Annotated in this window: 25 protein-coding genes and 1 other RNA gene; 16 read left to right on the top strand and 10 right to left on the bottom strand. The window is 60.6% G+C overall.

What is annotated here, in order from left to right; translation table 11 throughout:
* Positions 1–63 precede the first annotated feature (63 nt).
* On the top strand, positions 64–1,299 hold the full coding sequence (locus tag DKY63_RS18875; protein ID WP_110965467.1) for a sterol desaturase family protein: 1,236 nt from the start codon (positions 64–66) through the stop codon (positions 1,297–1,299).
* On the opposite strand, the gene DKY63_RS18870 is transcribed toward DKY63_RS18875, so the two are convergent.
* Positions 1,280–1,900: a DedA family protein gene (locus DKY63_RS18870; protein ID WP_110965466.1), complete on the bottom strand. Its 621-nt coding sequence runs from the start codon at positions 1,898–1,900 to the stop codon at positions 1,280–1,282. The two genes, DKY63_RS18875 and DKY63_RS18870, sit on opposite strands and share 20 nt — an antisense overlap.
* A gap of 207 nt (positions 1,901–2,107) precedes the next feature.
* Here DKY63_RS18870 and hemB point away from each other — a divergent pair, with 207 nt between their 5' ends.
* Positions 2,108–3,121, top strand: coding sequence for a porphobilinogen synthase (hemB, locus tag DKY63_RS18865; protein WP_110965465.1), 1,014 nt, complete (start codon positions 2,108–2,110; stop codon positions 3,119–3,121).
* An 18-nt stretch (positions 3,122–3,139) separates the two neighbouring features.
* The gene (gene ppk1, locus DKY63_RS18860) at positions 3,140–5,368 is read left to right on the top strand and encodes a polyphosphate kinase 1 (protein ID WP_110965464.1); all 2,229 of its coding nucleotides are present in this window, start codon (positions 3,140–3,142) and stop codon (positions 5,366–5,368) included.
* A 166-nt stretch (positions 5,369–5,534) separates the two neighbouring features.
* Here the strand turns inward: ppk1 and ppx are convergent, their stop codons facing one another.
* Together ppx and DKY63_RS18850 are read right to left on the bottom strand one after the other, a co-directional pair.
* The gene (gene ppx / locus DKY63_RS18855) at positions 5,535–7,037 is read right to left on the bottom strand and encodes an exopolyphosphatase (RefSeq protein ID WP_110965463.1); all 1,503 of its coding nucleotides are present in this window, start codon (positions 7,035–7,037) and stop codon (positions 5,535–5,537) included.
* Between the two features lie 114 nt (positions 7,038–7,151).
* The gene (locus DKY63_RS18850; protein ID WP_110965462.1) at positions 7,152–7,817 is read right to left on the bottom strand and encodes an amino acid ABC transporter permease; all 666 of its coding nucleotides are present in this window, start codon (positions 7,815–7,817) and stop codon (positions 7,152–7,154) included.
* Positions 7,818–8,179: 362 nt separating this feature from the next.
* Between DKY63_RS18850 and trxA the strand changes: the two genes are divergently transcribed.
* The 5 genes from trxA to DKY63_RS18825 all read left to right on the top strand — a co-directional run bounded on the left by trxA (position 8,180) and on the right by DKY63_RS18825 (position 13,553).
* The gene (trxA, locus tag DKY63_RS18845) at positions 8,180–8,509 is read left to right on the top strand and encodes a thioredoxin TrxA (protein WP_003206727.1); all 330 of its coding nucleotides are present in this window, start codon (positions 8,180–8,182) and stop codon (positions 8,507–8,509) included.
* Positions 8,510–8,753: 244 nt separating this feature from the next.
* On the top strand, positions 8,754–10,013 hold the full coding sequence (gene rho / locus DKY63_RS18840; RefSeq protein ID WP_003206716.1) for a transcription termination factor Rho: 1,260 nt from the start codon (positions 8,754–8,756) through the stop codon (positions 10,011–10,013).
* Between the two features lie 142 nt (positions 10,014–10,155).
* Complete coding sequence (ubiD, locus tag DKY63_RS18835) at positions 10,156–11,622, top strand: 4-hydroxy-3-polyprenylbenzoate decarboxylase (RefSeq protein ID WP_110965461.1); 1,467 nt, start codon at positions 10,156–10,158, stop codon at positions 11,620–11,622.
* The gene (locus DKY63_RS18830; RefSeq protein ID WP_110965460.1) at positions 11,622–12,590 is read left to right on the top strand and encodes a CDP-6-deoxy-delta-3,4-glucoseen reductase; all 969 of its coding nucleotides are present in this window, start codon (positions 11,622–11,624) and stop codon (positions 12,588–12,590) included. The genes ubiD and DKY63_RS18830 overlap by 1 nt, the downstream gene beginning before the upstream one ends.
* Positions 12,591–12,884: 294 nt before the next feature.
* Positions 12,885–13,553 carry a gamma-glutamylcyclotransferase gene (locus tag DKY63_RS18825; protein ID WP_110965459.1) on the top strand — a complete coding sequence of 223 codons (669 nt, stop codon included), beginning with the start codon at positions 12,885–12,887 and terminating at the stop codon, positions 13,551–13,553.
* On the opposite strand, the gene glpT is transcribed toward DKY63_RS18825, so the two are convergent.
* Positions 13,529–14,878, bottom strand: coding sequence for a glycerol-3-phosphate transporter (gene glpT / locus DKY63_RS18820; RefSeq protein ID WP_110965458.1), 1,350 nt, complete (start codon positions 14,876–14,878; stop codon positions 13,529–13,531). The genes DKY63_RS18825 and glpT overlap by 25 nt on opposite strands.
* Positions 14,879–15,369: 491 nt before the next feature.
* Entirely contained in the window at positions 15,370–16,347 is a 978-nt protein-coding gene (locus DKY63_RS18815; RefSeq protein ID WP_110965457.1) for an NADPH:quinone oxidoreductase family protein, read from the bottom strand.
* A gap of 150 nt (positions 16,348–16,497) precedes the next feature.
* Here DKY63_RS18815 and DKY63_RS18810 point away from each other — a divergent pair, with 150 nt between their 5' ends.
* Positions 16,498–16,905 (top strand): flagellar basal body-associated protein FliL, encoded by a 408-nt coding sequence (locus DKY63_RS18810; RefSeq protein WP_110965456.1) that lies wholly within the window; start codon positions 16,498–16,500, stop codon positions 16,903–16,905.
* Positions 16,906–16,978: 73 nt separating this feature from the next.
* Here DKY63_RS18810 and DKY63_RS18805 read toward each other — a convergent pair whose 3' ends face one another.
* The gene (locus tag DKY63_RS18805) at positions 16,979–17,428 is read right to left on the bottom strand and encodes an EVE domain-containing protein (protein ID WP_110965455.1); all 450 of its coding nucleotides are present in this window, start codon (positions 17,426–17,428) and stop codon (positions 16,979–16,981) included.
* 195 nt (positions 17,429–17,623) lie between these two features.
* Between DKY63_RS18805 and DKY63_RS32400 the strand changes: the two genes are divergently transcribed.
* Positions 17,624–17,779, top strand: a complete 156-nt coding sequence (locus tag DKY63_RS32400; RefSeq protein ID WP_204354247.1) for a hypothetical protein — start codon at positions 17,624–17,626, stop codon at positions 17,777–17,779.
* A gap of 36 nt (positions 17,780–17,815) precedes the next feature.
* Here DKY63_RS32400 and DKY63_RS18800 read toward each other — a convergent pair whose 3' ends face one another.
* From DKY63_RS18800 to DKY63_RS18785, 4 genes are all read right to left on the bottom strand, one after another.
* The gene (locus DKY63_RS18800; RefSeq protein WP_110965454.1) at positions 17,816–18,421 is read right to left on the bottom strand and encodes a 5-formyltetrahydrofolate cyclo-ligase; all 606 of its coding nucleotides are present in this window, start codon (positions 18,419–18,421) and stop codon (positions 17,816–17,818) included.
* A gap of 85 nt (positions 18,422–18,506) precedes the next feature.
* Positions 18,507–18,685: non-coding RNA, 6S RNA (gene ssrS, locus DKY63_RS18795), on the bottom strand.
* A 30-nt stretch (positions 18,686–18,715) separates the two neighbouring features.
* A complete protein-coding gene (locus DKY63_RS18790; RefSeq protein ID WP_110965453.1) occupies positions 18,716–19,033 on the bottom strand; it encodes a cell division protein ZapA in 318 nt (105 codons plus the stop codon).
* Positions 19,030–19,239: a TIGR02449 family protein gene (locus tag DKY63_RS18785; protein WP_007982902.1), complete on the bottom strand. Its 210-nt coding sequence runs from the start codon at positions 19,237–19,239 to the stop codon at positions 19,030–19,032. The genes DKY63_RS18790 and DKY63_RS18785 overlap by 4 nt, the downstream gene beginning before the upstream one ends.
* Before the next feature lie 208 nt (positions 19,240–19,447).
* On the opposite strand from DKY63_RS18785, the gene DKY63_RS18780 reads away from it, so the two are divergent.
* From DKY63_RS18780 to DKY63_RS18755, 6 genes are all read left to right on the top strand, one after another.
* Positions 19,448–20,008, top strand: a complete 561-nt coding sequence (locus DKY63_RS18780; RefSeq protein ID WP_110965452.1) for a YecA family protein — start codon at positions 19,448–19,450, stop codon at positions 20,006–20,008.
* Positions 20,009–20,034: 26 nt separating this feature from the next.
* Positions 20,035–21,369, top strand: a complete 1,335-nt coding sequence (gene pepP / locus DKY63_RS18775) for a Xaa-Pro aminopeptidase (RefSeq protein ID WP_110965451.1) — start codon at positions 20,035–20,037, stop codon at positions 21,367–21,369.
* A complete protein-coding gene (gene ubiH, locus DKY63_RS18770; protein ID WP_110965450.1) occupies positions 21,366–22,553 on the top strand; it encodes a 2-octaprenyl-6-methoxyphenyl hydroxylase in 1,188 nt (395 codons plus the stop codon). The genes pepP and ubiH overlap by 4 nt, the downstream gene beginning before the upstream one ends.
* Positions 22,546–23,031 (top strand): DUF4442 domain-containing protein, encoded by a 486-nt coding sequence (locus DKY63_RS18765; protein ID WP_110965449.1) that lies wholly within the window; start codon positions 22,546–22,548, stop codon positions 23,029–23,031. The genes ubiH and DKY63_RS18765 overlap by 8 nt, the downstream gene beginning before the upstream one ends.
* Positions 23,032–23,040: 9 nt before the next feature.
* Positions 23,041–24,258, top strand: a complete 1,218-nt coding sequence (locus tag DKY63_RS18760) for a 2-octaprenyl-3-methyl-6-methoxy-1,4-benzoquinol hydroxylase (protein WP_204354362.1) — start codon at positions 23,041–23,043, stop codon at positions 24,256–24,258.
* 218 nt (positions 24,259–24,476) lie between these two features.
* Positions 24,477–25,481 (top strand): extracellular solute-binding protein, encoded by a 1,005-nt coding sequence (locus DKY63_RS18755; protein ID WP_110965447.1) that lies wholly within the window; start codon positions 24,477–24,479, stop codon positions 25,479–25,481.
* Positions 25,482–25,539 lie beyond the last annotated feature (58 nt).

Genomic DNA, 25,539 nt, shown 5'->3' with positions numbered 1-25,539 from the left:
CATAGGGTTATTTCGCGGCTACACCTAGCATCTGTCCTTAAAAAATTCCGTTCAGGACGCCTTATGGACTTCATTCTGTACGCGGTGCCGTTTTTCTTTGTGCTGATTGCCGTCGAGCTGCTGGCTGATCGTTGGCGCGGGGTCCGCAACTATCGGGTGGCGGACGCTATCAACAGCATCAGTACCGGCGTGCTGTCGACCACCACGGGCCTGTTGACCAAGGGCGTGGGGCTGCTGACCTATGGGTTTGCCCTCAAGCATCTGGCGTTGTTCGAGCTTTCGGCGGACAGCGTCTGGGTCTGGATATTCGCCTTCGTCTTCTATGACTTCTGCTACTACTGGCTGCACCGCATGGGCCACGAGCGCAACATTCTCTGGGCGGCGCACTCGGTGCATCACCAGAGCGAGGACTACAACCTCTCCACCGCCCTGCGCCAGACCAGTACAGGTTTTCTGTTGAGCTGGATCTTCTACCTGCCCATGGCGGTGGTCGGCGTGCCGTTGCTGGTGTTTGTCAGCGTCGCCGCGCTGAACCTGCTGTACCAGTTCTGGGTGCACACCCGGCACATTCCCAAGCTCGGCTGGTTCGAGTGGTTCTTCGTTACGCCGTCCAATCATCGGGCTCACCATGCGCAGAACGCTCTCTACATGGATCGCAACTACGGCGGCGTGTTCATTATTTGGGACCGTCTGTTCGGCTCGTTCCAGGAAGAAGACGACAACGAACCGGTGATTTTCGGCGTGACCACGCCGCTGGCGAGCTGGAACCCGATCTGGGCGAATGTGCAGTTCTACGCGCAGTTGTGGGCGGATGCGCGACGCACGCACAGCACCTGGGACAAGCTGCGGATCTGGTTCATGCGCACCGGCTGGCGGCCGGCGGATGTGGCGGCGAAATACCCGATGAACAAGCCGGACCTGAGCCAGTTCCGCAAGTTCGAGGTGCCGCTGGATGGGCGCCAGCAGATTTATGTGCTGCTGCAGTTCTGCGTGTACATCGCCTTGGGCAGTTATCTGATGAACCTGGAGCCAAGCCTGTCGACCTCGGCCCTCGTACTGGGCTGGGGCGCGGTGGCGCTGGGCTTGTTCGTGCTGGGCGTGGCCCTGGAGAATCGCCCGTGGGCGTTGAAGCTGGAGCTGCTGCGGCTGGTGTCGAACGTGCCGCTGGTGTGGCTGGCGCCGGTGGTGGGGCTATGGCCGGCCAGCGCGGTGGGCTGGGTCGGCCTGCTCAGCTACAGCCTGCTCAGTGGCATCGGTCTCTACTGCTGCAGAAACCGTTTCACTCGGCTGGCGTCTTAGGTTCGCTGGTCTGCCTGGCCTTCTGCTCGTCGGCGTAGACCTGCTTGGCCAGGCGCGCATTCTTGAAGCGGCGGCGCAGCCACAGGCCGACACCCAGGACCAGCAGGGCACCCAACACCCACAGCTCATACTTCTTGATGCTGCCGAGCATGCCTTCGAGCACTGCACCGAAGTGATAGGCGGCTGCCGCCAGCGCGGCCGCCCAGATCGCCGCACCAATGCCGTTGAGCAGCAGATAACGTCCCGGTGGATAACCCGACAGACCGATCGCCACCGGCATCACCGTGCGCAGGCCGTAGACGAAACGGAAGCTCAGGACCCAGATGTCCGGGTGTTTGCGGATATGTTCCAGTGCCCGGTCGCCCATCATCTGCCAGCGCGGTTTGCGCGCCAGCAACTTGCGCCCGTGCTTGCGTCCCAGGAAGTACCACAGCTGATCGCCGGCATAACTGCCGAAGAACGCCACGACCACCACCAGGTTGATGTCCATGTATCCACGGAACGCGAGGAAGCCTGCGAGTACCAGAATGGTTTCGCCTTCGAAGAACGTGCCGAGGAACAAGGCAAAGTAGCCGAAGTCATGCAGAAATTGTTGGAGCATTGTCTGGGTGCTGGCGAAATGAACGCGCAGCCTAACCCTTCGTACACATTCAGGAAAGTGTCGAAATGTGTCTCGACGTGAACATTTCCTACAAGGACAATGGAATGCGGCTACGTGTCGCGGGATGCACACAACTGTAATACCTTCGTCATAATGGCCGCTTATAACTGTCACGCTCGCCCGTACGCGCGGGCTCAGGAGTCTGCCGTGAGCTTTACCCCCGCCAACCGTCTGTTCCCCGCCACCCGCCTGCGCCGCAACCGCCGTGACGATTTCTCGCGTCGACTGGTCCGTGAAAACGTCCTGACCGTCGATGACCTGATTCTGCCGGTGTTCGTGCTGGACGGTGAAAACCGTCGCGAAGCGGTGGCCTCGATGCCGGGCGTCGAGCGCCTGACCATCGACCTGTTGCTGGAAGAGGCGGCCAAGTGGGTCGAGCTGGGGATTCCGGCGCTGGCACTGTTCCCGGTGACACCGGTGGAGCTCAAGTCGCTCGATGGCGCCGAAGCCTGGAACCCGCAAGGCATCGCCCAGCGCGCCACCCGTGCCCTGCGTGCGCAGTTCCCTGAGTTGGGGGTGATCACCGACGTCGCGCTGGACCCGTTCACCACCCACGGCCAGGACGGCATTCTCGACGAAGAAGGCTATGTGCAGAACGACATCACCGTCGACGCACTGGTCCGTCAGGCCCTGTCTCATGCCGAAGCCGGCGCGCAGGTCGTGGCACCGTCGGACATGATGGACGGTCGCATCCAGGCCATCCGCGAAGCCCTCGAAGTGGCCGGGCACGTCAATGTGCGGATCATGGCCTACTCGGCGAAGTACGCCAGCGCCTATTACGGCCCATTCCGCGATGCGGTCGGCTCGGCGCTGAACCTGGGCAAGGCCAACAAGGCCTCCTATCAGATGGATCCGGCCAACAGCAACGAAGCCCTGCACGAAGTGGCGGCGGACTTGTCTGAAGGTGCGGACATGGTCATGGTCAAGCCAGGCATGCCCTACCTGGACATCCTTTGCCGGGTCAAAGAAGAATTCAAAGTGCCGACTTTCGTTTATCAAGTCAGCGGCGAGTACGCGATGCACATGGCAGCGATCCAGAATGGCTGGTTGAGCGAAGGGGTTATTCTCGAATCCCTGACCGCTTTTAAACGAGCAGGCGCTGATGGCATCCTGACGTACTTTGCCGTTCGCGCAGCTCAATTGTTACGAGAGCAAAAATAGCCCTCCCAGGAACATTCGATGAATACCGAAGTACTCACTGAAGTTGCCGTAAAAGAAGCTCAGCCGATTGTGGAGCAAATCGACGAGACCCCGCCGGAGCTCGAACCTGCTCCGCCCGCGGCGGTCAACGAGGCTGCTGCGGCGGCACCGGCGGCGATTGCCATCCCTGGCCTGGATGACAGCAGCCTGTACATCCATCGCGAGTTGTCTCAACTGCAGTTCAACATCCGCGTGCTGGAACAGGCGCTGGATGAGTCCTATCCGTTGCTGGAGCGGCTGAAGTTCCTGCTGATCTTCTCCAGCAACCTGGACGAGTTCTTCGAAATTCGCGTCGCGGGCCTTAAGAAGCAGATCACCTTCGCCCGTGAACAGGCCGGTGCCGACGGTTTGCAGCCGCATCAGGCCCTGGCGCGCATCAGCGAACTGGTCCACGGTCACGTCGACCGCCAGTACGCGATCCTCAACGACATTCTGTTGCCGGAGCTGGAAAAGCATCAGGTGCGCTTCATCCGTCGCCGTCACTGGACGACCAAGCTGAAAACCTGGGTGCGCCGCTATTTCCGCGACGAGATCGCGCCGATCATCACCCCGATCGGCCTCGACCCGACTCACCCGTTCCCGCTGCTGGTGAACAAGAGCCTGAACTTCATTGTCGAGCTTGAAGGTATCGATGCCTTCGGTCGCGATTCCGGTCTGGCGATCATCCCGGCACCACGTCTGTTACCGCGCATCATAAAGGTGCCAGAAGAAGTCGGCGGCGCCGGCGACAACTATGTGTTCCTGTCGTCGATGATCCACGCCCACGCCGATGACCTGTTCCAGGGCATGAAGGTGAAGGGCTGCTACCAGTTCCGCCTGACCCGTAACGCCGACCTTGCACTGGACTCCGAAGACGTCGAAGACCTGGCACGTGCGCTGCGCGGCGAGTTGTTCTCCCGTCGCTACGGTGACGCGGTGCGTCTGGAAGTGGCCGACACCTGCCCGAAACACCTGTCGGATTACCTGCTCAAGCAATTCAACCTGGGCGAGACCGAGTTGTACCAGGTCAACGGCCCGGTGAACCTGACACGTCTGTTCAGCATCACTGGCCTGGACAGTCAGCGCGAGCTTCAGCATCTGCCGTTCACCCCGCAGATTCCGAAGCTGTTGCAGAACAGCGAAAACATTTTCAGCGTGATCAGCAAGCAGGACATCTTGCTGCTGCACCCGTTCGAGTCCTTTACCCCGGTGGTCGACCTGCTGCGCCAGGCGGCCAAGGACCCGCACGTGCTGGCGGTGCGCCAGACGCTGTACCGCTCCGGCGCCAACTCGGAAATCGTCGATGCGCTGGTGGATGCCGCGCGTAACGGCAAGGAAGTGACTGCCGTCATCGAACTGCGGGCACGGTTCGACGAAGAATCCAACCTGCAACTGGCCAGCCGTCTGCAAGCCGCCGGCGCCGTGGTGATCTACGGCGTGGTCGGCTTCAAGACCCACGCCAAGATGATGTTGATCCTGCGTCGCGAGGCCGGGGAGATCGTGCGTTACGCCCACTTGGGTACCGGTAACTACCACGCCGGCAACGCCCGTCTGTACACCGACTACAGCCTGTTGACCTCGGACGATGCGCTGTGCGAAGACGTTGGCAAGCTGTTCAGCCAGTTGATCGGCATGGGCAAGACGCTGCGCATGAAGAAGCTGCTGCATGCGCCGTTCACCCTGAAGAAGGGCATGCTCGACATGATTGCCCGCGAAACCCAGTTCGCCCTCGACGGCAAGCCGGCGCACATCATCGCCAAGTTCAACTCGCTTACCGATCCGAAGATCATCCGCGCGTTGTACAAGGCCAGTCAGTCGGGTGTGCGCATCGACCTCGTCGTACGTGGCATGTGCTGCCTGCGGCCGGGCATTGCCGGGGTTTCCCACAACATTCATGTGCGCTCGATCATCGGTCGCTTCCTGGAGCACACCCGGGTCTTCTACTTCCTCAATGGCGGCGAAGAGCAGATGTTCCTGTCCAGTGCCGACTGGATGGAGCGCAACCTCGACAAGCGCGTCGAGACTTGCTTCCCGGTGGAAGGCAAGAAGCTGATCATGCGGGTCAAGAAAGAGCTGGAGTTGTATTTGACCGATAACACCCACAGCTGGAGCCTGCAGTCGGACGGCCGTTACATCCGCAACACGCCAACCGGCAACCAGAACCCGCGCAGCGCCCAGGCGACGCTGCTGGAGCGTCTGGGCAGCCCGATTCTGCCGGTCAGCAGCTGACCTGCGGTGTTGCGGTAATGAAAAAGGCGATCCCGAGGGATCGCCTTTTTTGTTTCCATTGTAGGAGCGAGCCTGCTCGCGATGGACGTGAACGATTACGCTGGCTATCAGCTGCCCAGCGCTGTTCTCCGGCTCATCGCGAGCAGGCTCGCTCCTACAGGGGGCGTTAGCGCACGCTCAAGACGATATCGACCCGGGTCAGCCATTCAGCTTCGATGGCGAAGTCGGCCTGGGTCAGTTGGTTGTCCTCCAGCCAGTGTTCCGGGAACACCACTTCCAGGCTGTTGCCATTGGCGTTGAGCTCCACCTGAGGCATCGCTTGGGTACCGCGGATGTGATGGAACAGGATCGCGAAGCGCAGCAACACGCACAGGCGAATCAGCTTGATGCCGTCATCGCCGAAGTCGGCAAACCGGTCCTTGGGGATGTTGCGGCGATGACCGCGCACCAGCAGGGCGAGCATCAGTTGGTCTTCGCGGGAGAAGCCGGCGAGGTCCGAGTGTTCGATCAGGTACGCGCCGTGCTTGTGGTACTGGTAGTGGGCGATGTCGAGGCCCACTTCATGGACCTTGGCCGCCCAGCCCAGCAGTTCGCGCCAGACGCCGTCTTCCAGATCCCAGTCCTTGGCCACCTGGTCGAAGGCGTGCAAGGCCTTGCGCTCGACCCGGGCGGCCTGTTCCAGGTCAACGTGGTAGCGCTCCATCAGCGAGGTCAGGGTGCGTTCGCGCACGTCCTCGTGATGGTGACGGCCCAGCAGGTCGTAGAGCACGCCTTCGCGCAGCGCGCCTTCGCAATGGTCCATACGCTTGAGTTCGAGGGCGTCGAAGATGGCTTCGAGAATCGCCAGGCCAGCGGGGAAAATCGCCCGGCGGTCAGGCTTGACGCCTTCGAAGTCGATTTTCTCGACATCGCCGAGCTTGATCAGCTTGCGCTTGAGCCAGGCCAGGCCTTCGGCATTGACCTCGCCCGAACCTTGGCCTCCCGCCTTCAGCGCCAGGCCGATGGCGCGAATGGTGCCCGAGGAGCCGATGGCTTCATCCCAGGTCAGGCGGTGCAGGGCGTGTTCGATGCTCATGATCTCCAGCCGCGCCGCGGTGTAGGCCTGGGCATAACGTGCCGGGGTGATCTTGCCGTCCTTGAAGTAGCGCTGTGTGAAGCTCACGCAACCCATTTGCAGGCTTTCACGCAGCAGCGGTTCGAAGCGCTGGCCGATGATGAATTCGGTACTGCCGCCGCCGATGTCGGCGACCAGGCGTTTGCCAGGGGTGTCGGCAAGGGTGTGGGATACGCCGAGGTAGATCAGGCGCGCCTCTTCACGACCGGAGATGACTTCCACCGGATGGCCGAGGATTTCTTCGGCGCGGTGGATGAATTCAGCGCGGTTTCGCGCTTCACGCAGGGCGTTGGTACCCACGATTCGCACGGCGCCGGGCGGCATGCCGTTGATCAGTTGGGCGAAGCGCTTCAGGCAGTCGAGCCCGCGCTGCATGGATTCTTCGCTCAAGTGACGTTCTTCGTCGATGCCGGCAGCCAGCTGAACCTTTTCCCCGAGACGTTCGAGAATACGGATTTCGCCGTTCTGGGCCTTGGCCACGACCATGTGAAAGCTGTTGGAGCCCAGGTCGATTCCGGAGATCAGGGACAGATTCTTGGCTTGGGATTGCGGCATGGTCAGGGGGTCTCGGTCGATAACCCTGACATCGTGCCACGATCACAGGCTGGCGCCAACGCGCAGTATTCAAAGCGTTGATCCTGAGCAGTCTGTCGGTGACCGGTTGCCCGGTCATTCGTGAGCCGGCACGATCGCACAGGCCTTTGCGCGGTCCCGGGTGAGAAAGCGTTGGCCGACCCAGTTGAGCAACTGACGGATCATCAACGCCATGCACAGGTACATCAGGGTGATCAGTGCGCAGGTTTCAAAGGCACGCAGGTTGCGTGATTGAAGGACGTCGGCGGCGAAGCTCAACTCTTGCGCGCCGATCTGCGAACACACCGCCGAGCCGAGCATGACGACGATGATCTGGTTGCACAGGGCTGGCCACGCGTTGTTGAGCGCGGGAAGCAGCACTTTATGGCGCCAGGCTTCGTCGGGGGGCCGGGGAAATGCCTGGAGGCTGGTGTGAATGGCGTCGGTGGCATGCGCGCCCAGATTGATCACCATCGCCAGTGCGGCGGCCTGCCATCCGGAGATCGGTACGCCGAGTGAAGGCAGCCCGAAAAAGATGCACAGCAGCTGCATCAGGAAGGGTGTGTTGCGGATCAGTTCGACATACACGCCAAAAATGGCAGCGAGCGGGCGAATGCCTCCTATCCGGATCAGCGCGCCGATGATACCGATGCCAACCCCGAGCACTGCGCCGATGAGCGTCAGTTCGAGGGTGGACAGCGCAGCGCGCAAGAGCAGTTCGGTGTTGTCCGCTATCGGCAGGAAATCGGATTGATTAGCCATAGCGTGTCCTCGAATCGGCCGGAAGTGATCTCTGTGATTCGATAGAGCACGTGCCGTGCCAGCGTTGGTGAGCGCTGCATGCGACGGTGTGGGCGCGCTTTGCTTGTGGAATGGACACGCGAGATGCACCGCGATGGCGCATCGATGTGCCGTCCTGAACGGCTTTGGGGCCGGGAACCGGATCGACCGTTCATCCGGACCGGGCGGTCATGACGATCTGCCAGGGCACCGCATTGCGCGACCTGGGCTATACACAGACTCATGAAACACCATAGCGAGACTCAATCAACTGCACCTTCCTGAACGAAGGAAGGGCGGCTATGATGGGCCACGTTTTTTTGCTTACAACCCTGGAGAATTCCATGAGCAGCGATCTTATCAAACACGTTAGCGACGCTAGCTTCGAGGCCGACGTACTCAAGGCTGAAGGCGCTGTACTGGTCGACTACTGGGCTGAATGGTGCGGCCCTTGCAAAATGATCGCTCCTGTTCTGGACGAAATTGCAGAGACTTACAAAGGCAAGCTGACCGTTGCCAAACTGAACATCGACGAAAACCAGGAAACCCCGGCCAAGCACGGCGTACGTGGTATCCCGACCCTGATGCTGTTCAAGAACGGCAACGTCGAAGCGACCAAGGTCGGCGCACTGTCGAAGTCGCAACTGGCGGCTTTCCTCGACGCCAATATCTAAGCGTCGTTGTAGCGCTCTAAAAAAGCCCCGCAAATCGCGGGGCTTTTTCGTTTTCGGGGCTAGACGCTCCGAAATTCAGGTGTTACATTCGGCCCCGCGCTGGTTTCTCCAGTGCCCCCTGCTAGCCGTCGCCGACGCTCTCCTTTTCGAATAAGTACGCGATCCTGTCGCCTTCTCCGCGGCGCGGCCTCATTAAGCCAAAAGCTTAATTTCCCCCCTCCATAAATGATTACGTCATTCCTATATGAATCTGACTGAACTCAAGCAAAAGCCGATTACCGAACTGCTCGAATTGGCCGAACAGATGGGCATAGAAAATATGGCCCGTTCGCGCAAGCAGGACGTGATTTTCTCCCTGCTGAAAAAGCACGCGAAAAGCGGTGAGGAAATCTCCGGTGATGGCGTGCTGGAGATTCTCCAGGACGGCTTCGGCTTCCTCCGCTCTGCAGACGCCTCCTATCTCGCCGGCCCAGACGATATCTACGTCTCTCCGAGCCAGATCCGTCGCTTCAACTTGCGCACCGGTGACACCATCGTTGGCAAGATCCGCCCTCCAAAGGAAGGCGAGCGTTATTTCGCGCTGCTCAAGGTCGACACGATCAACTTCGACCGTCCGGAAAACGCGAAAAACAAGATTCTCTTCGAGAACCTGACCCCGCTGTTCCCGACTGTGCGCATGAAGATGGAAGCCGGCAACGGTTCCACCGAAGACTTGACCGGTCGTGTCATCGACCTGTGCGCCCCGATCGGTAAAGGCCAGCGCGGTCTGATCGTTGCTCCGCCGAAAGCGGGCAAGACGATCATGTTGCAGAACATCGCCGCGAACATCGCGCGTAACAACCCTGAAGTTCACTTGATCGTGCTGCTGATCGACGAGCGTCCGGAAGAAGTAACCGAAATGCAGCGCACCGTGCGCGGCGAAGTGGTTGCCTCGACGTTCGACGAGCCGCCAACCCGCCACGTGCAGGTTGCCGAAATGGTGATCGAGAAGGCCAAACGCCTGGTCGAACACAAAAAGGACGTGGTGATCCTGCTCGACTCCATCACCCGTCTGGCTCGCGCCTACAACACCGTGATCCCGAGCTCCGGCAAGGTGCTGACCGGTGGTGTCGATGCCCACGCCCTGGAGAAACCGAAGCGTTTCTTCGGCGCCGCGCGCAACATCGAAGAAGGCGGCTCGCTGACCATCATCGCCACCGCGCTGGTTGAAACCGGCTCGAAGATGGACGAAGTGATCTACGAGGAATTCAAGGGCACCGGCAACATGGAACTGCCTCTGGATCGCCGTATCGCTGAAAAGCGCGTCTTCCCGGCCATCAACATCAACCGTTCCGGTACTCGCCGCGAAGAGCTGCTGACCGCCGACGACGAGCTGCAGCGCATGTGGATTCTGCGCAAGCTGCTGCACCCGATGGACGAAGTGGCTGCCATCGAGTTCCTGGTCGACAAGCTGAAAACGACCAAGACCAACGATGAGTTCTTCCTGTCGATGAAGCGCAAGTAAGTCGATAGCTGAGCAAAAAGCCGGGGAAACCCGGCTTTTTGCTATCTGATTTTTGATCAACAGGCAGTTCGTGGTTCTGAAGCGCCAGCTTCGGCGCTAAACTGCCTGCCCCCGAACGCCACGGCCAACACGAGGCTCACGCATGCAGTATCGCGACTTGCGCGACTTTATCAGCGGGCTGGAACAGCGCGGTGAACTCAAGCGCATCCAGGTTCCGGTGTCCCCAGTGCTCGAAATGACCGAGGTCTGCGACCGCACCTTGCGCGCCAAGGGCCCGGCCCTGCTTTTCGAGAAACCGACCGGTTTCGACATTCCCGTACTGGGCAACCTGTTCGGCACCCCCGAGCGCGTTGCGCTGGGCATGGGCGCCGAAGCGGTCAGCGAACTGCGCGAAATCGGCAAGCTGCTGGCGTTCCTCAAGGAGCCCGAGCCGCCGAAGGGTTTGAAGGATGCGTGGTCCAAGCTGCCGATCTTCCGCAAGATCATCTCGATGGCGCCCAAGGTCGTCAAAGATGCGATCTGCCAGGAAGTGGTCATCGAAGGTGACGACGTCGACCTCTCCAAGTTGCCGGTGCAGACCTGCTGGCCGGGCGATGTCGCCCCGTTGATCACCTGGGGCCTGACCGTCACCAAAGGTCCGAACAAGGACCGGCAGAACCTCGGCATCTACCGTCAGCAGGTGATTGGCCGCAACAAGGTCATCATGCGCTGGCTGAGCCACCGTGGCGGCGCGCTGGATTATCGCGAGTGGTGCGAGAAGCATCCCGGCCAGCCGTTCCCGGTCTCCGTGGCACTGGGCGCCGACCCTGCGACCATCCTCGGCGCCGTGACTCCGGTGCCGGACAGCCTATCCGAGTACGCCTTCGCCGGCCTGCTGCGTGGCAACCGCACCGAACTGGTGAAATGCCGCGGCAATGACCTGCAGGTGCCGGCCACCGCCGAAATCATCCTCGAAGGCGTGATCCATCCGGGCGAGATGGCCGATGAAGGTCCGTATGGCGACCACACCGGTTACTACAACGAAGTCGACAGCTTTCCGGTGTTCACGGTCGAGCGTATCACGCACCGCACCAAGCCGATCTATCACAGCACCTACACCGGCCGTCCGCCGGATGAGCCGGCGATTCTCGGCGTGGCGCTCAACGAAGTGTTCGTGCCGATCCTGCAGAAGCAATTCCCGGAAATCACCGACTTCTACCTGCCGCCGGAAGGCTGCTCGTACCGCATGGCTGTGGTGACGATGAAGAAGTCGTATCCAGGGCACGCCAAGCGGGTAATGCTCGGAGTCTGGTCGTTTTTGCGACAGTTCATGTACACCAAGTTCGTTATCGTCACCGACGACGATATCAACGCGCGGGACTGGAACGACGTGATCTGGGCCATCACCACGCGCATGGACCCCAAGCGCGACACGGTGATGATCGAAAACACGCCGATCGACTACCTGGACTTCGCCTCGCCGGTGTCCGGCTTGGGCTCGAAGATGGGCCTGGACGCCACCCATAAATGGCCAGGCGAAACCACGCGTGAGTGGGGCCGGGTGATCGTCAAGGACGATGCCGTGACCCAGCGGATCGATGCCATCTGGAATCAGTTAGGAATAGATTGATGCGTGTAACCTTGCAGCCCTCCGGAGCAGTGCTGGAGATTCAGCCCGGCGAGCGGATTCTTGATGGCGCACGCCGCCTGGGCTATGAATGCCCGCAAAGCTGTCGCAACGGCAACTGCCATGTGTGCGCCGCGCTGCTGGTGGAAGGTCGGGTCGAGCAAGCCGGCCTCGTGCGTGACCATGGCGAGTTCTACACTTGCATAGCAGAGCCGCTGGAAGACTGCATCGTGCTGTGGGATGGCGTGCTCGCGCTGGGAGAATTGCCGGTGCGCACCCTGTCGTGTCAGGTCACCAGTTGCACCGAGGTCGGTGGCGATACCTGGCGCGTTCGCCTGCGGGCACCGGCGGGCAAGCCACCTCGTTATCACGCTGGCCAGTACCTGATGATTCATCGGGACAACGGCGACAAATCATCCTTTTCCCTGGCTTCGGCACCTTCGGCCGGGCGGGATCTGGAAATCCATGTGCTGGCGCGTGAAGCCAGCGCATTGAATCTGATCAAGCAATTGCAGCGTGATTCGATGGTGCGCATCGACATGCCATTCGGTGATACGCACCTGGCCGAATTGCCCGACGGTCCGTTGGTGCTGATCGCCGCAGGCACCGGCATGGGCCAGGTTCATGGCCTGATCGAACATTGCCGCGCGACCGGTTTCAAGCATCCGGTGCACCTGTATTGGGGCGTGCGTCGTCCGGAAGACTTTTACGAAGTCGAACACTGGGATGAATGGCTGAAACTGCCGAATCTGTTTCTGCACAAAGTCGTCAGTGATCAGTGCGGCTGGCAGGGGCGTTGCGGCATGTTGCACGAAGCGGTGTGCGAAGACTTCCCCGATCTCAAGGCCTTGCACGTCTACGCCAGCGGTTCGCCGGCGATGGTCTACGGCACGTTGGATGCGCTGGTCGAGGCGGGGATGGATGCCCACCAGATGCGCGCCGACGTCTTTGCCTACGCCCCCCGATCCTGACGGCAATCCCCTCACCTGTAGGAGCGAGCCTGCTCGCGATGGACTCAAGAACACCGCGGGCAGCCTGACTGCCCGCGTAATCGTTGAAGACCATCGCGAGGTTTATAACCCTCTATATAGCCCATCGGTATTTATAAAAACTCGTAAATCTCGGTAAGTTATAACTCGTTCAAGTAATTAATTAAGAACCGCGCCAAGGCACTTAAATTACTTGAAAACATATGTGCCTTATTGTTTCGGCGGTGCGTTCTATTTAGTAACTGTTTACTCGCGGGGAGCTGAACGCTATTCGCCATGAGCGCCATCGAATCTTCATTTCTGAACCTGGCTTACCCTCCGCGCCTCGATCTGGGGCCGCAGCTCACGCACGAACAATTAATTAGCTCGATGCAATCGACCATGGCTCGTCACAAGGGTGGGCCGGTGTGGCTGTTCGCGTATGGGTCGCTGATCTGGCGCCCCGAATGCACGGCGGTTGAGCGCGTTCGCGGGCGGGTGCACGGCTATCATCGCGGTTTGTACCTGTGGTCCCACGAGCATCGCGGCACGCCGGAAATGCCCGGGCTGGTGTTCGGTTTGGATCGTGGCGGCTCTTGCAGCGGTTTCGCCTATCGCTTGCCGGAAGAACAACTGGACGCTTCGTTGTATGCGTTATGGAAGCGCGAGATGCCGTTTCCATCCTATCGCCCGCACTGGCTCAACTGCCGTCTCGAAGACGGCAACCAGGTTCAGGCGTTGGGATTCGTTCTGGAGCGGCATCTGCCCAGCTATGCGGGCAACCTGCCGGATCACGTCTTGAGCCACGTGTTTGAAAACGCTTGCGGACGCTACGGCACCACGCGCGACTATGTCGAGCAGACCGCCCAGGCCCTGCGCAGCCACGCCATGCCAGACCGCAATCTGGAGGCGCGGCTCAAGCGTTGCAAATCAAAGATTGATCAGGCGAGCGCTTCGCGGGTCTGACTGGCCGCTTGCTTGTGCCACAGGGTTGGCGCAAGGAAGGCCATCGCCAGCAGGCAGGCGCCGATCAACAGCACGAAACCACCGTCCCAGCCGAAATGGTCCACGGTGTAGCCCATCGCTGCACTGGCCGCGACCGAACCACCCAGATAACCGAACAGGCCGGTGAAACCCGCAGCAGTGCCGGCGGCTTTCTTTGGGGCCAGTTCCAGCGCCTGCAGGCCGATCAGCATCACCGGGCCGTAGATCAGGAAGCCGATGGAGATCAGCGCGATCATGTCCACCGTCGGGTTACCGGCCGGATTGAGCCAGTACACCAGCGTCGCCACGGTCACCAGCGCCATGAACACCATGCCGGTCAGGCCACGGTTGCCACGGAAGATCTTGTCCGACATCCAGCCGCACAGCAGCGTGCCCGGAATACCGGCCCACTCGTAGAAAAAATAGGCCCAGGAGGTCTTGTCCACGGTGAAGCCCTTCGCTTCCTTCAGATAGGTCGGCGCCCAGTCCAGCACGCCATAGCGCAGCAGGTAGACAAAGACGTTGGCCATGGCGATGTACCAGAGCATCTTGTTGCGCAGCACGTACTTGACGAAGATTTCCTTGGCGCTGAATTCCTTTTCGTGGCTGGCGTCGTAGCCTTCCGGATAGTCATTCTTGTACTTCTCAATGGGCGGCAAACCGACCGATTGCGGAGTGTCGCGCATGGTGATGAAGGCAAAAATCGCCACTGCCATGGCCACCGCCGCCGGCACATAAAACGCGGCATGCCAATCGTTGAACAGGCCCATGCCGATCAGGAACAGGGGGCCGATCAGACCGCCACCCACGTTGTGCGCCACGTTCCACAGCGACACCACGCCGCCGCGTTCCTTCTGCGACCACCAGTGCACCATGGTCCGGCCACTCGGCGGCCAACCCATGCCCTGTGCCCAGCCGTTGATGAACAGCAGGACGAACATGATCGTCACGCTGGACGTCGCCCAATGCGCAAATCCGAAAATGAACATCACCGCCGCCGAGACCATCAGGCCGAACGGCAGGAAGAAGCGCGGGTTGGAGCGATCGGACACGATGCCCATCAGGAACTTGGACAGGCCGTAGGCAATGGCGATCGCCGACAACGCCACACCCAGTTCACCACGGGTGTAACCCTCTTCGATCAGGTAGGGCATGGCCAGGGAGAAGTTTTTGCGTAGCAGGTAGTAACCGGCGTACCCGATGAAGATACCGGCGAAGATCTGCCAGCGCAGGCGTCGATAAGTACTGTCTATTTTTTCTTCAGGCAGGGGCGCCTGATGTGCGGCAGGGCGAAAGAAAGCAAACATTCAAGAGCTCCAGATTTCTTGTTTTGGCTGCGGAAGCGAATATTACAGTTTCGTTACCGAAAATAGCAGCGGTTCGCATTGAGGAAAATGTGCAAATGTTGGAAAACGAGCGTTGCATTACGAACATGTCGTACAGACATAAATGAATGCCGCGTAGGAAGCGTTACCGGCGGCCTCTGTAAAACGCCTGGTCATTGCGGAGTAGGTCAGATTTTTGGGGAATGTCCTGCGCAGTTACCGGAAGTCATGATCTTCAGCCCGGTGCCATTGATCTTTAGCCTTTTGTGCTGTTGCCAGGTTTGGCTATTCAGTGGCGAAGGGAGTGGTTATGCGTGGGTTGGTGTGTGTGGTTTTGCTGATGATGTTGTCTGTGGAAACCAGGGCGGAGGAGGTTTTCCTGATACCGGAACTTGCCGAAGGATATTCGCGAGTTGCTTTAGTTTTAATCGGGTCTGGACCGCGCTGAACGAAGTCCAGACCCTCTGGTTGGCTCAGCGAACCTGCACCACCACCTTCCCGACCGCCTTGCGCTGGCCAAGATCATTGATCGCCTGCGCAGCATTGCTTAACGGATATACCTGCGACACCAGTGGCTTCAACTTGCCTTCGGCAAACCAGCCGAACAGTTGCTGGAAGTTCGCCGCATTGTCCTGTGGCTGACGCTGGGCAAACGAACCCCAGAACACGCCGACCACGGCGGCACCTTTGAGCAGGGCGAGGTTCACTGGTAGTTCGGGGATGCGGCCGCTGGCGAAACCGACCACCAGCAGGCGACCGTTCCAGGCGATGGCGCGCACGGCCTGGTCGAACAGGTCGCCGCCTACCGGATCGTAGATCACGTCGGCGCCCTGGCCATCGGTCAGGCGTTTGATTTCGTCCTTGAGGCTGGTTTCGCTGTAGTTGATCAGCTCATCGGCACCGGCGGCCTTGGCCACGGCCAGCTTTTCCGCGCTGCTGGCGGCGGCTATCACCCGGGCGCCCATGGCCTTGCCGATTTCCACGGCAGCGAGGCCGACACCACCGGAAGCGCCGAGCACCAGCAGGGTTTCACCCGGTTGCAGGTTGCCGCGCTGCTTGAGGGCGTGCATCGAGGTGCCATAGGTCATGCTGAAGGCGGCGGCGGTGTTGAAGTCCATCGAAGGCGGGATCGGTAGAACGTTGTAGCCCGGCACCGCGACCTGTTCGGCAAAGCTGCCCCAACCCGTCAGGGCCATGACCCGGTCACCGACTTTCAAGTGACTGACCTTTTCACCCACCGCACTGACCACGCCGGCCGCTTCGCCACCCGGGGAAAAAGGGAAGGGCGGCTTGAATTGATACTTGCCCTCGATGATCAGCGTGTCGGGGAAATTGACCCCGGCGGCGTGCACGTCCAGCAGGATTTCATTCTTCTTCGCGACAGGACTGGCGACGTCTTCCAGCTCCAGCGATTCGGCAGGGCCGAAGGCTTTGCACAGCACGGCTTTCATCAGGGCTATTCCTTTGGGAGAGATGGCCGATAAGTGTAGGTGTGTGAGTTAACGGGTCAACGAGCATGCCTGCCCCTGATAGCCAGCCATAAGCTTGTGCTTGAGCGGCGGGTCGTTATGCTAGGCCGCAAACCGGATGAGGAGCGAATAGTGAAAGCGTGGATTGTGTTGATGATGGCCCTGTCCCTGCCGGTGGCAGCGATGGCCGAAGAAGCGGCGGAGAATGCCGCGCCGAAGGTCAATTACATCACCCTGAGCCCGCCATTCGTGGGCAACTATGGGCTCGATGGCACGCCCAAACTCAAGGTGTACAAGGCCGATGTGGCGTTGCGGGTTACCGGCGATGAAGCGACCAAGGCGGTCAAGGCCAACGAGCCATTGATCCGTAATCAGCTGGTGGCGTTGTTTGCCCAACAGACCACCGAGACGATGAACAACGTCGAGGCCAAGGAAAAGTTGCGTCAGGAAGCGCTGAAGCAAACCCAGCAGGTCATGAATGACGAAACCGGCAAGCCGGTGGTTGAGGATCTGTTGTTCAACAACCTCATCATCCAGTAATGCTGGATCCTGTAGGAGCAAAGCTTGCTCGCGATAGCGCCCTCGAGATCGCCATCGCGAGCAAGCTTTGCTCCTACAAAAGTGCTTTCACCGCCGCCCACTGTTCCGGGGTAACAGGCATCACCGACAATCGCGAACCCTTCTGCACCAACGGCATCTCCGCCAGCGCCGTCTGCTGCTTCAGATAATCCAGCTTCAACACTCTGGAAAACGTCTCGACATGCGCGACATCGATCGCGCTCCAGGCATTTTTCTCAGGCGTTGCCTTTGGATCGAAGTAATGGCTTTCAGGCTCCAGCGCGGTCGGGTCCGGATAGGCGGCTTCGACGATCTTGCCGATCCCGGCAATCCCCGGCTCCGGGCAACTGGAGTGATAGAAGAAAAACTCGTCCCCCACCGCCATGGACCGCAGGAAATTACGCGCCTGATAGTTGCGAACCCCGTCCCAGCGCGCTTTGCCGAGCTTTTCCAGGCCCTTGATCGAGAGCTCGTCGGGCTCGGATTTCATCAGCCAATAGGCCATGGTTTGGCTCCTTGCGAGGTATGTGGAGAGGTTGTCCGGCAATTTTATGACAAACCGACAGTCGGTTGACGCCAGCATTTGCGTGCAGGTTCACGTTGTCGCAAAATGCCGGCCTTCAATGCTTGACGCTGCTGCACGGCCTGTAAATGGAAACCGCTGCTGTCATCGTATAGATATGCCTTTGGGGGGCAGTCGATGAAACGCAAACCGGATTTACTATGGATTTTGGTTATTTTGTTCGGCCTCGGCGTCGTGACCACCGGCTATGCCCAGAGCCTGTGGAACAGCAAGGTCGATGCACCGATTGAAGTCTCGGCGCTGCAGCAACAATCGACCGCCTTCAAGCGCTGATCCCTGCCTTTCGACGCCGCTGCCCCGAAGTGGCGTCTAGCCTGCGAAGTACCACGCCTTGTCCGTGACCGTTCCCTGCAACGGCACATCCCAGCTCGCCTGAGCCAGTCGTTCCACCTTCTGACATTCATGAGCCAGCCCCAGTAGCGTCGGTTTGCGCCAGTCATTGCGGCGCGCCAGATACGCCAGGCTGCGATCATAGAAGCCGCCGCCCATCCCCAGGCGTCCGCCGACATCGTCAAATCCCACCAGCGGTAGCAGCACCAGGTCCAGCGCCCAGACTTTGCGCTGGCGGGCGAGGTTGTGCCGGGGCTCCAGAATGCGAAAGCGGTTGGGTTTGAGTTTTTCGCCGGGGCGAATACGCTGGAACACCATTTTGGTCCGTGGCCACGCGCTGAGTACCGGCAGATAGGTGGCTTTGCCCCGACGCTGGGCGGCACGCAGCAGCAGGCGCGGATCGATTTCACCGTCGGTAGGCAGGTAAAGGGAGATGTGGCGGGCGCGGCGGAACAGCGGTTGCTGGGCCAATTGTTTGTACAGCCCGCGAGCGGCCTCGCGTTGCTGACTGGCGGTCAGGGCGCGGCGGGCTTTGCGCAGCATGCGTCGAAGTTGCGGGCGGGGAAGCAGCGCAGGTTCGTTCATGGATTCAGACTTGAGCAGTGTGGATTCACAAAGCTTATCCGTAAAAAAGCCGATGCCGGTATAAAACCGGCATCGGCTTGGAATCAGGCTCCCCGAATGTGCCGCTATCGACTTAGCCCTTGAACCCGAGAGTTCAAGGTGGAAGACGCAGTAGGCTTTAAGGCTTTCCGTCTAGCGGACATGCACACCAGCCCAACGTGCAACTTCCAGGGTATAGCAAATCGGCTCAGGGACGTCGTCAACTGGCAAACACCCCAGGGAGTGATGGGAGTATACCCCATGCGTAACTGCGAATCAGCCTTTGGTGACGTCCGGATCGGTAGAGAGCACCAGATCAACGCGATCGAGCAGGTCACGCACCTGTTCGCGAGTCGAGCCACTGGCCTGGATATCCGGGCTGTCCTGCTTGTGCAGCAGGTCATGGGTGATGTTCAGCGCGGCCATGACGGCAATGCGATCGGCGCCGATGACTTTTCCGCTGCTGCGGATCTCGCGCATCTTGCCGTCCAGGTAACGGGCGGCGCTCACCAGGTTACTGCGCTCTTCCTGCGGGCAGATGATCGAATATTCTTTGTCGAGGATCTGCACGGTGACGCTATTGCTTGAACTCATGAGTCTTGCTCCAGGGCCTTGAGGCGCGAAATCATCGATTCGACCTTACGCCGGGCGATTTCGTTTTTTTCAATGAGGTGAGCGCGTTCCTCGCGCCAGGTTTTTTCCTGTGCCAGTAAGAGTCCGTTTTGGCTCTTAAGTTGCTCGACTCGGGTAATCAGCAGTTCGAGTCTGGCCATCAGCGCTTGCAGGTCGGTGTCTTCCATTGTGTCCACTGTTCGTCTGATGGGTGGTCGCGGGCAATCCATCGTAGGAGCGAGCATGCTCGCGATGGTCGCCAACGATAACACTGGGCCTCTGACACACCGCTGCGTTATCGGGCTCATCGCGAGCATGCTCGCTCCTACAGGGGTAGTCGATGTAGGATACAAGGCCTTCATTCTAGACATAGCGCCGTCTGGCGCCTAGCTGCCCATGCCCATTCAGAATTCTCCGTACCAAGCCTTCGCCACCCTGCTGACTTCCAGCGGGCACAATGTTTCGCCCGCCGAATTGCACGGCCTCCTGCTCGGTCGCAGCTGCGCCGGTGCCGGATTCGACCACGAGAGCTGGCTGGTCGATGCCGCCGAGCTGCTGGAAAACGAACCGCAGGACAACGTTCGCGCGGCGCTGATCGGCCTGCAAGAGATGGTCAAGGGTGAACTCACCGGCGAAGACGTCACCGTCGTCCTGTTGCTGCCAACCGACGATGCACCTCTGGCTGAACGCGCCGCTGCACTGGGCGAGTGGTGCCAGGGTTTCCTCAGCGGTTTCGGCCTGAACTGCCGCGACAGCAGCATGCTGAGCAGCGAAGCCACCGAGGTTTTGCAGGACCTGGCGGCCATTTCCCAGGTACAGGATGCCCTCGAGGAATCCGAAGACGGCGAAAGCGACTATATGGAAGTCATGGAGTATCTGCGTGTAGCGCCGCTGTTGCTGTTCTCCGAAACCCGGAAAGCGGACCAGCCGGCGGCTGCCAAACCGTCGCTGCACTAATCAACGCCAGGGAACGCCATCTGCCCATGATTCATATCCCGAAGTCGGAATACGGCCGTCGCCGCAAGGCCTTGATGGCGCAGATGGAACCCAACAGCATCGCCATCCTGCCCGCCGCCGCGGTGGCCATCCGCAATCGTGATGTCGAACACGTCTACCGCCAGGACAGCGACTTTCAATACCTCAGCGGCTTTCCCGAGCCGCAGGCGGTGCTGGTCCTGATTCCGGGGCGTGTACATGGCGAATACATCCTGTTCTGTCGCGAACGCAACGCCGAGCGCGAGTTGTGGGACGGCTTGCGCGCCGGGCAAGAGGGTGCGATTCGCGATTTCGGTGCCGACGACGCGTTTCCGATCACCGATATCGACGACATTCTGCCGGGCCTGATCGAGGGCCGGGATCGGGTGTATTCGGCCATGGGCAGCAATCCGGAGTTTGATCGCCACTTGATGGAATGGATCAACGTGATCCGCTCCAAGGCGAACCTCGGCGCCCAGCCGCCGAACGAATTCGTTGCCCTGGATCACCTGCTGCATGACATGCGCCTGTATAAATCGGCGGCAGAAGTGAAGGTGATGCGCGAGGCTGCGCGGATCTCGGCCCAGGCCCACGTACGTGCGATGCAGGCCAGCCGTGCCGGTTTGTACGAATTCAGCCTGGAAGCCGAACTCGATTACGAATTTCGCAAGGGCGGCGCGAAAATGCCGGCCTATGGCTCTATCGTCGCGGCGGGGCGCAACAGCTGCATCCTGCACTACCAGCAGAATGACGCCGTGCTCAAGGACGGCGACCTGGTATTGATCGATGCCGGTTGCGAAATCGACTGCTACGCCAGCGACATCACCCGCACCTGGCCGGTCAATGGCAAGTTTTCCCCGGAACAGAAGGCGATCTACGAACTGGTGCTCAAAGCCCAGGAAGCGGCGTTTGCCGAGATTGCCCCGAACAAACACTGGAATCAGGCCCACGAGGCCACGGTCCGAGTGATCACCAGTGGACTGGTGGAGTTGGGTCTGTTGCAGGGCGACGTCGATGAGTTGATCGCCAGCGAAGCCTACAAGGCGTTTTACATGCACCGCGCCGGACACTGGCTGGGCATGGACGTGCATGACGTGGGTGAATACCGGGTCGGCGGCGAATGGCGGGTGCTGGAAGTGGGCATGGCGCTGACCGTGGAGCCGGGCATCTATATCGCGGCGAACAACCAGAACGTGGCGAAGAAATGGCGCGGCATTGGTGTGCGCATCGAGGACGACGTAGTGGTCACCAAAAGCGGTTGTGAAATCCTGACCAAAGGCGTGCCGAAAACGGTTGCCGAAATCGAGGCCCTGATGGCCCAGGCAAGGACGCAAGCAGCATGAGTCGATTCAATCTGGCAATCATCGGTGGCGGCCTGGTGGGCGCGAGCCTGGCGATGGCATTACAGGCCGGGGCGAAGGCCCGGGGCTGGAAGATCGTGCTGATCGAACCGTTTGCCCCGGGCGAAAGCTATCAGCCCAGCTATGACGCGCGCTCCACGGCCCTGTCCTTTGGCTCCCGGCAGATCTATCAGAAGTTGGGCATCTGGCAGGAGATTTCCCGCCGCGCCGAACCGATCAAGCAGATTCACGTCTCCGACCGGGGACGGTTTTCCACCGCGCGCCTGTCGGCGATGGAAGAAGGCGTCCCGGCCCTGGGCTACGTGGTGGAAAACGCCTGGCTCGGCCAATGCCTGTGGCAAGGCCTGGACAAGGACGTGATCCACTGGCATTGCCCGGCGGAAGTCACGCGCATGGAGCCGCTCACCGACGGCTACCGGTTGACGCTCAACGACGAAACCTCCCTCGATTGCGACCTCGCGGTGCTCGCCGATGGCGGCCGCTCGGGCTTGCGCGAGCAACTGGGTATCGGCGTCAAAAAACGCCCGTACAACCAGAGCGCCCTGATCGCCAACATCACCCCGAGCGAAGCCCACAACGGCATGGCGTTCGAACGTTTCACCGACGATGGCCCGATGGCGTTGCTGCCATTGCCGGACAACCGCTGTGCCCTGGTCTGGACCCGTCTGGGCATGGATGCGCAACGCCTGGCTGCACTCGACGAACGCAGCTTCCTCAGCGAGTTGCAGGGTGTATTCGGCTATCGACTGGGCAGCCTGAAGCAGGTCGGTGCGCGCCATCTGTACCCGCTGTCGCTGGTGGAAGCCGAAGAGCAGGTTCGACCGCACTTGGCGATCCTCGGCAACGCTGCCCACAGCCTGCACCCGATTGCCGGGCAGGGGTTCAACCTGTCCCTGCGTGACGCCCAGGCCCTGGCCGATGCGTTGCTTGCCAGCGAGCAGCCGTTGGGCGACTTCGCGACCTTGCAGGCCTATCGCGAGCATCAGCGCCTGGATCAGAACCTGACCGTCGGCTTCTCCGATCAAGTCACGCGCCTGTTCGGCAGCAAGCAGCCATTGGTTTCCCTGGGGCGCAATCTCGGCCTGCTGGGCCTTGATCTGTTGCCGCCGGCCAAGCGCTGGTTCGCCCGACAGGCCATGGGGCTGGGTACACGTCCCAATGTCTAAGTGGCTGATCAACAGGTTTGGCAAGGCAAGACTGCTGCGCTGGATGACGAACATTTACCCGCCGTACTTTGGCGCCGGGGTTCGGGTGCGGCATATCAGCGATGACTTTCGCGACATTCAGGTCCGCATGGGGCTGGGCTGGTACAACCGCAACTACGTCGGCACCCAGTTCGGCGGCAGCCTGTATTCGATGGTCGACCCGTTTTTCATGCTGATGCTCATGGAGAACCTCGGGCGTAACTACATCGTCTGGGACAAGGCCGCCGACATCGATTTCATCGCGCCGGGCAAGGGCCCGGTGTACGCCCGCTTCAATATCGATGACACCTTGCTCGACGACATCCGCCGGCAGACGGCCGATGGTCAGAAATACCTGCCGCAACTGCAGGTCGATATTCACGACGGCGCCGGCCACCTGGTGGCGCGTGTCGGGAAAACCCTTTACGTGCGGCTCAAGCCGCAAGCGAGACAGGCTTAAAGCATGGAAATGCGCGCAGATCTGCTGATTGTCGGAGCCGGAATGGTCGGCAGCGCCCTGGCGCTGGCGTTGCAGGACAGCGGGCTGGAAGTCCTGCTGCTGGACGGCAGCCCCCTGAGCGTCAAACCCTTCGATGCCCAGGCCCCGTTCGAGCCGCGGGTGAGCGCGTTGTCCATCGCCAGCCAGCGAATACTCGAACGCCTGGGTGTCTGGGATGGCATCGCCGGCCGGCGCAGCAGCCCATACAGCGACATGCAGGTCTGGGACGGCAGCGGCACTGGGCAAATCCATTTTTCGGCGGCGAGCGTGCATGCCGATGTGCTGGGCCACATCGTCGAAAACCGCGTGGTCCAGGACGCCTTGCTGGATCGTTTGCACGACTGCGACCTCGGGTTGCTGGCCAATGCCCGCCTTGAACAGATGCGCCGCTCCGGCGACGACTGGCTGCTGACCCTGGCCGATGGCCGCACCCTGCGCGCGCCGCTGGTGATCGCGGCCGATGGTGCCAACTCAGCGGTCCGGCGCCTGACCGGCATGGCGACGCGGGAGTGGGATTACCTGCATCACGCGATCGTCACCAGCGTGCGCTGCTCCAAACCCCATCAAATGACCGCATGGCAACGCTTTACCGATACTGGTCCGCTGGCGTTCCTGCCGCTGGAGCGAGACGGTAAGCACGATTGGTGCTCGATCGTCTGGTCGACCACGCCGGGTGAGGCCGAACAGCTGATGGCGCTGGATGAAGAGGGGTTCTGCAAGGCACTGGAGCGGGCTTTCGAAGGTCAACTGGGCAGTGTGCTCAACGCCGACCCGCGTCTGTGTGTGCCGCTACGCCAGCGCCACGCGAAGCGCTACGTGGCCGAAGGCCTGGCGCTGATCGGCGATGCGGCGCACACCATCCACCCGTTGGCCGGGCAGGGTGTGAACCTGGGTTTCCTCGACGCTGCGGTGCTGGCCGAAGTGCTGCTGCAAGCCGCCACCCGCGGCGAACGCCTGGCGGATGTGAAGGTGCTCAGCCGCTACGAGCGTCGTCGCATGCCGCATAACCTGGCGCTGATGGCGGCCATGGAAGGATTCGAGCGCCTGTTCCAGGCTGATCCACTGGCCGTGCGCTGGTTGCGCAATACCGGACTGAAGCTGGTCGACCGGCTACCCGAAGCCAAGGCGTTGTTCGTGCGCGAGGCGCTTGGGTTGACCGGGGATTTGCCGGCGTTGGCCAAGGCCTGAGATTTTCATTGAGGCAGATGCCCTCTTCGCGAGCAGGCTCGCTCCCACATTGGAATATTTACAACTGTGGGAGCGAGCCTGCTCGCGATGGCGTCGGCACATCCACCACACGTTCAAACCATGCAACATCTGGTAACTCCTCCGCGAACTGTTCGATTGAGATGGTAAATGTGAGTCCTTATCATTTGGCCTCATTTTTCAATCGAGAGACCGCTCCCATGTTGGCACCGAAGCGTCTACTGACCGCACTCGCCCTGACCCTGATCGGCAGCACCACCGCCCAGGCCGCCGACGAGGTGGTGGTCTACTCCTCGCGAATCGACGAGCTGATCAAGCCGGTCTTCGATGCGTATACCGCCAAGACTGGCGTGAAGGTGAAGTTCATCACCGACAAGGAAGCACCGCTGATGCAGCGGATCAAGGCCGAGGGCGAGAACGCCAGCGCCGACCTGCTGCTCACGGTTGATGCCGGCAACCTCTGGCAAGCCGAACAAATGGGCATCCTCCAGCCGTTCACCTCGAAAACCATCGACGCCAACATCCCGCTGCAATACCGCGCCGCTTCCCACGCCTGGACCGGCCTCAGCCTGCGGGCGCGGACCATCGCCTATTCCACCGCCCGGGTGAAGCCGGGCGAACTGACCACCTACGAAGCGCTGGCGGACAAGAACTGGGAAGGTCGCCTGTGCCTGCGCACGGCCAAGAAGGTCTACAACCAGTCCCTGACCGCCACCATGATCGAAACCCACGGTGCCGAGAAAACCGAGAAGATCCTCAAGGGCTGGGTCAGCAACCTGTCCACCGACGTATTCTCCGATGACGTTGCGGTACTGGAAGCGATCAATGCCGGTCAGTGCGATGTCGGCATCGTCAACACCTACTACTACGGTCGCCTGCACCAGCAGAAACCTGACCTGCCGGTGAAGCTGTTCTGGCCGAACCAGGCCGATCGTGGCGTGCACGTGAACCTGTCGGGCATCGGCCTGACCAAGCACGCCCCGCATCCGGAAGCGGCCAAGGCCCTGATCGAGTGGATGACCACGCCCGAGGCGCAAAAGATCTTCGCTGACGTCAACCAGGAATTCCCTGCCAACCCGACCGTGAAACCCTCCGCCGAAGTCGCCGCCTGGGGCGAGTTCATCGCCGACACCCTGCCCGTTGAAGTCGCCGGCAAGCGCCAGGCGGAGGCGATTCGCATGATGGATCGGGCTGGCTGGAACTGAGTCTCCCGATATGCTTCGCCCCGCCTGTGCGGGGCGTTTTGTTTTTGTGAACGCACCA

It is taken from the genome of Pseudomonas putida, from assembly GCF_003228315.1.
GTDB classification, from domain to species: domain Bacteria; phylum Pseudomonadota; class Gammaproteobacteria; order Pseudomonadales; family Pseudomonadaceae; genus Aquipseudomonas; species Aquipseudomonas putida_S.
Note: the sequence above shows the minus strand (reverse complement) of the source record. Positions and strands in the feature narration are given on the sequence as shown.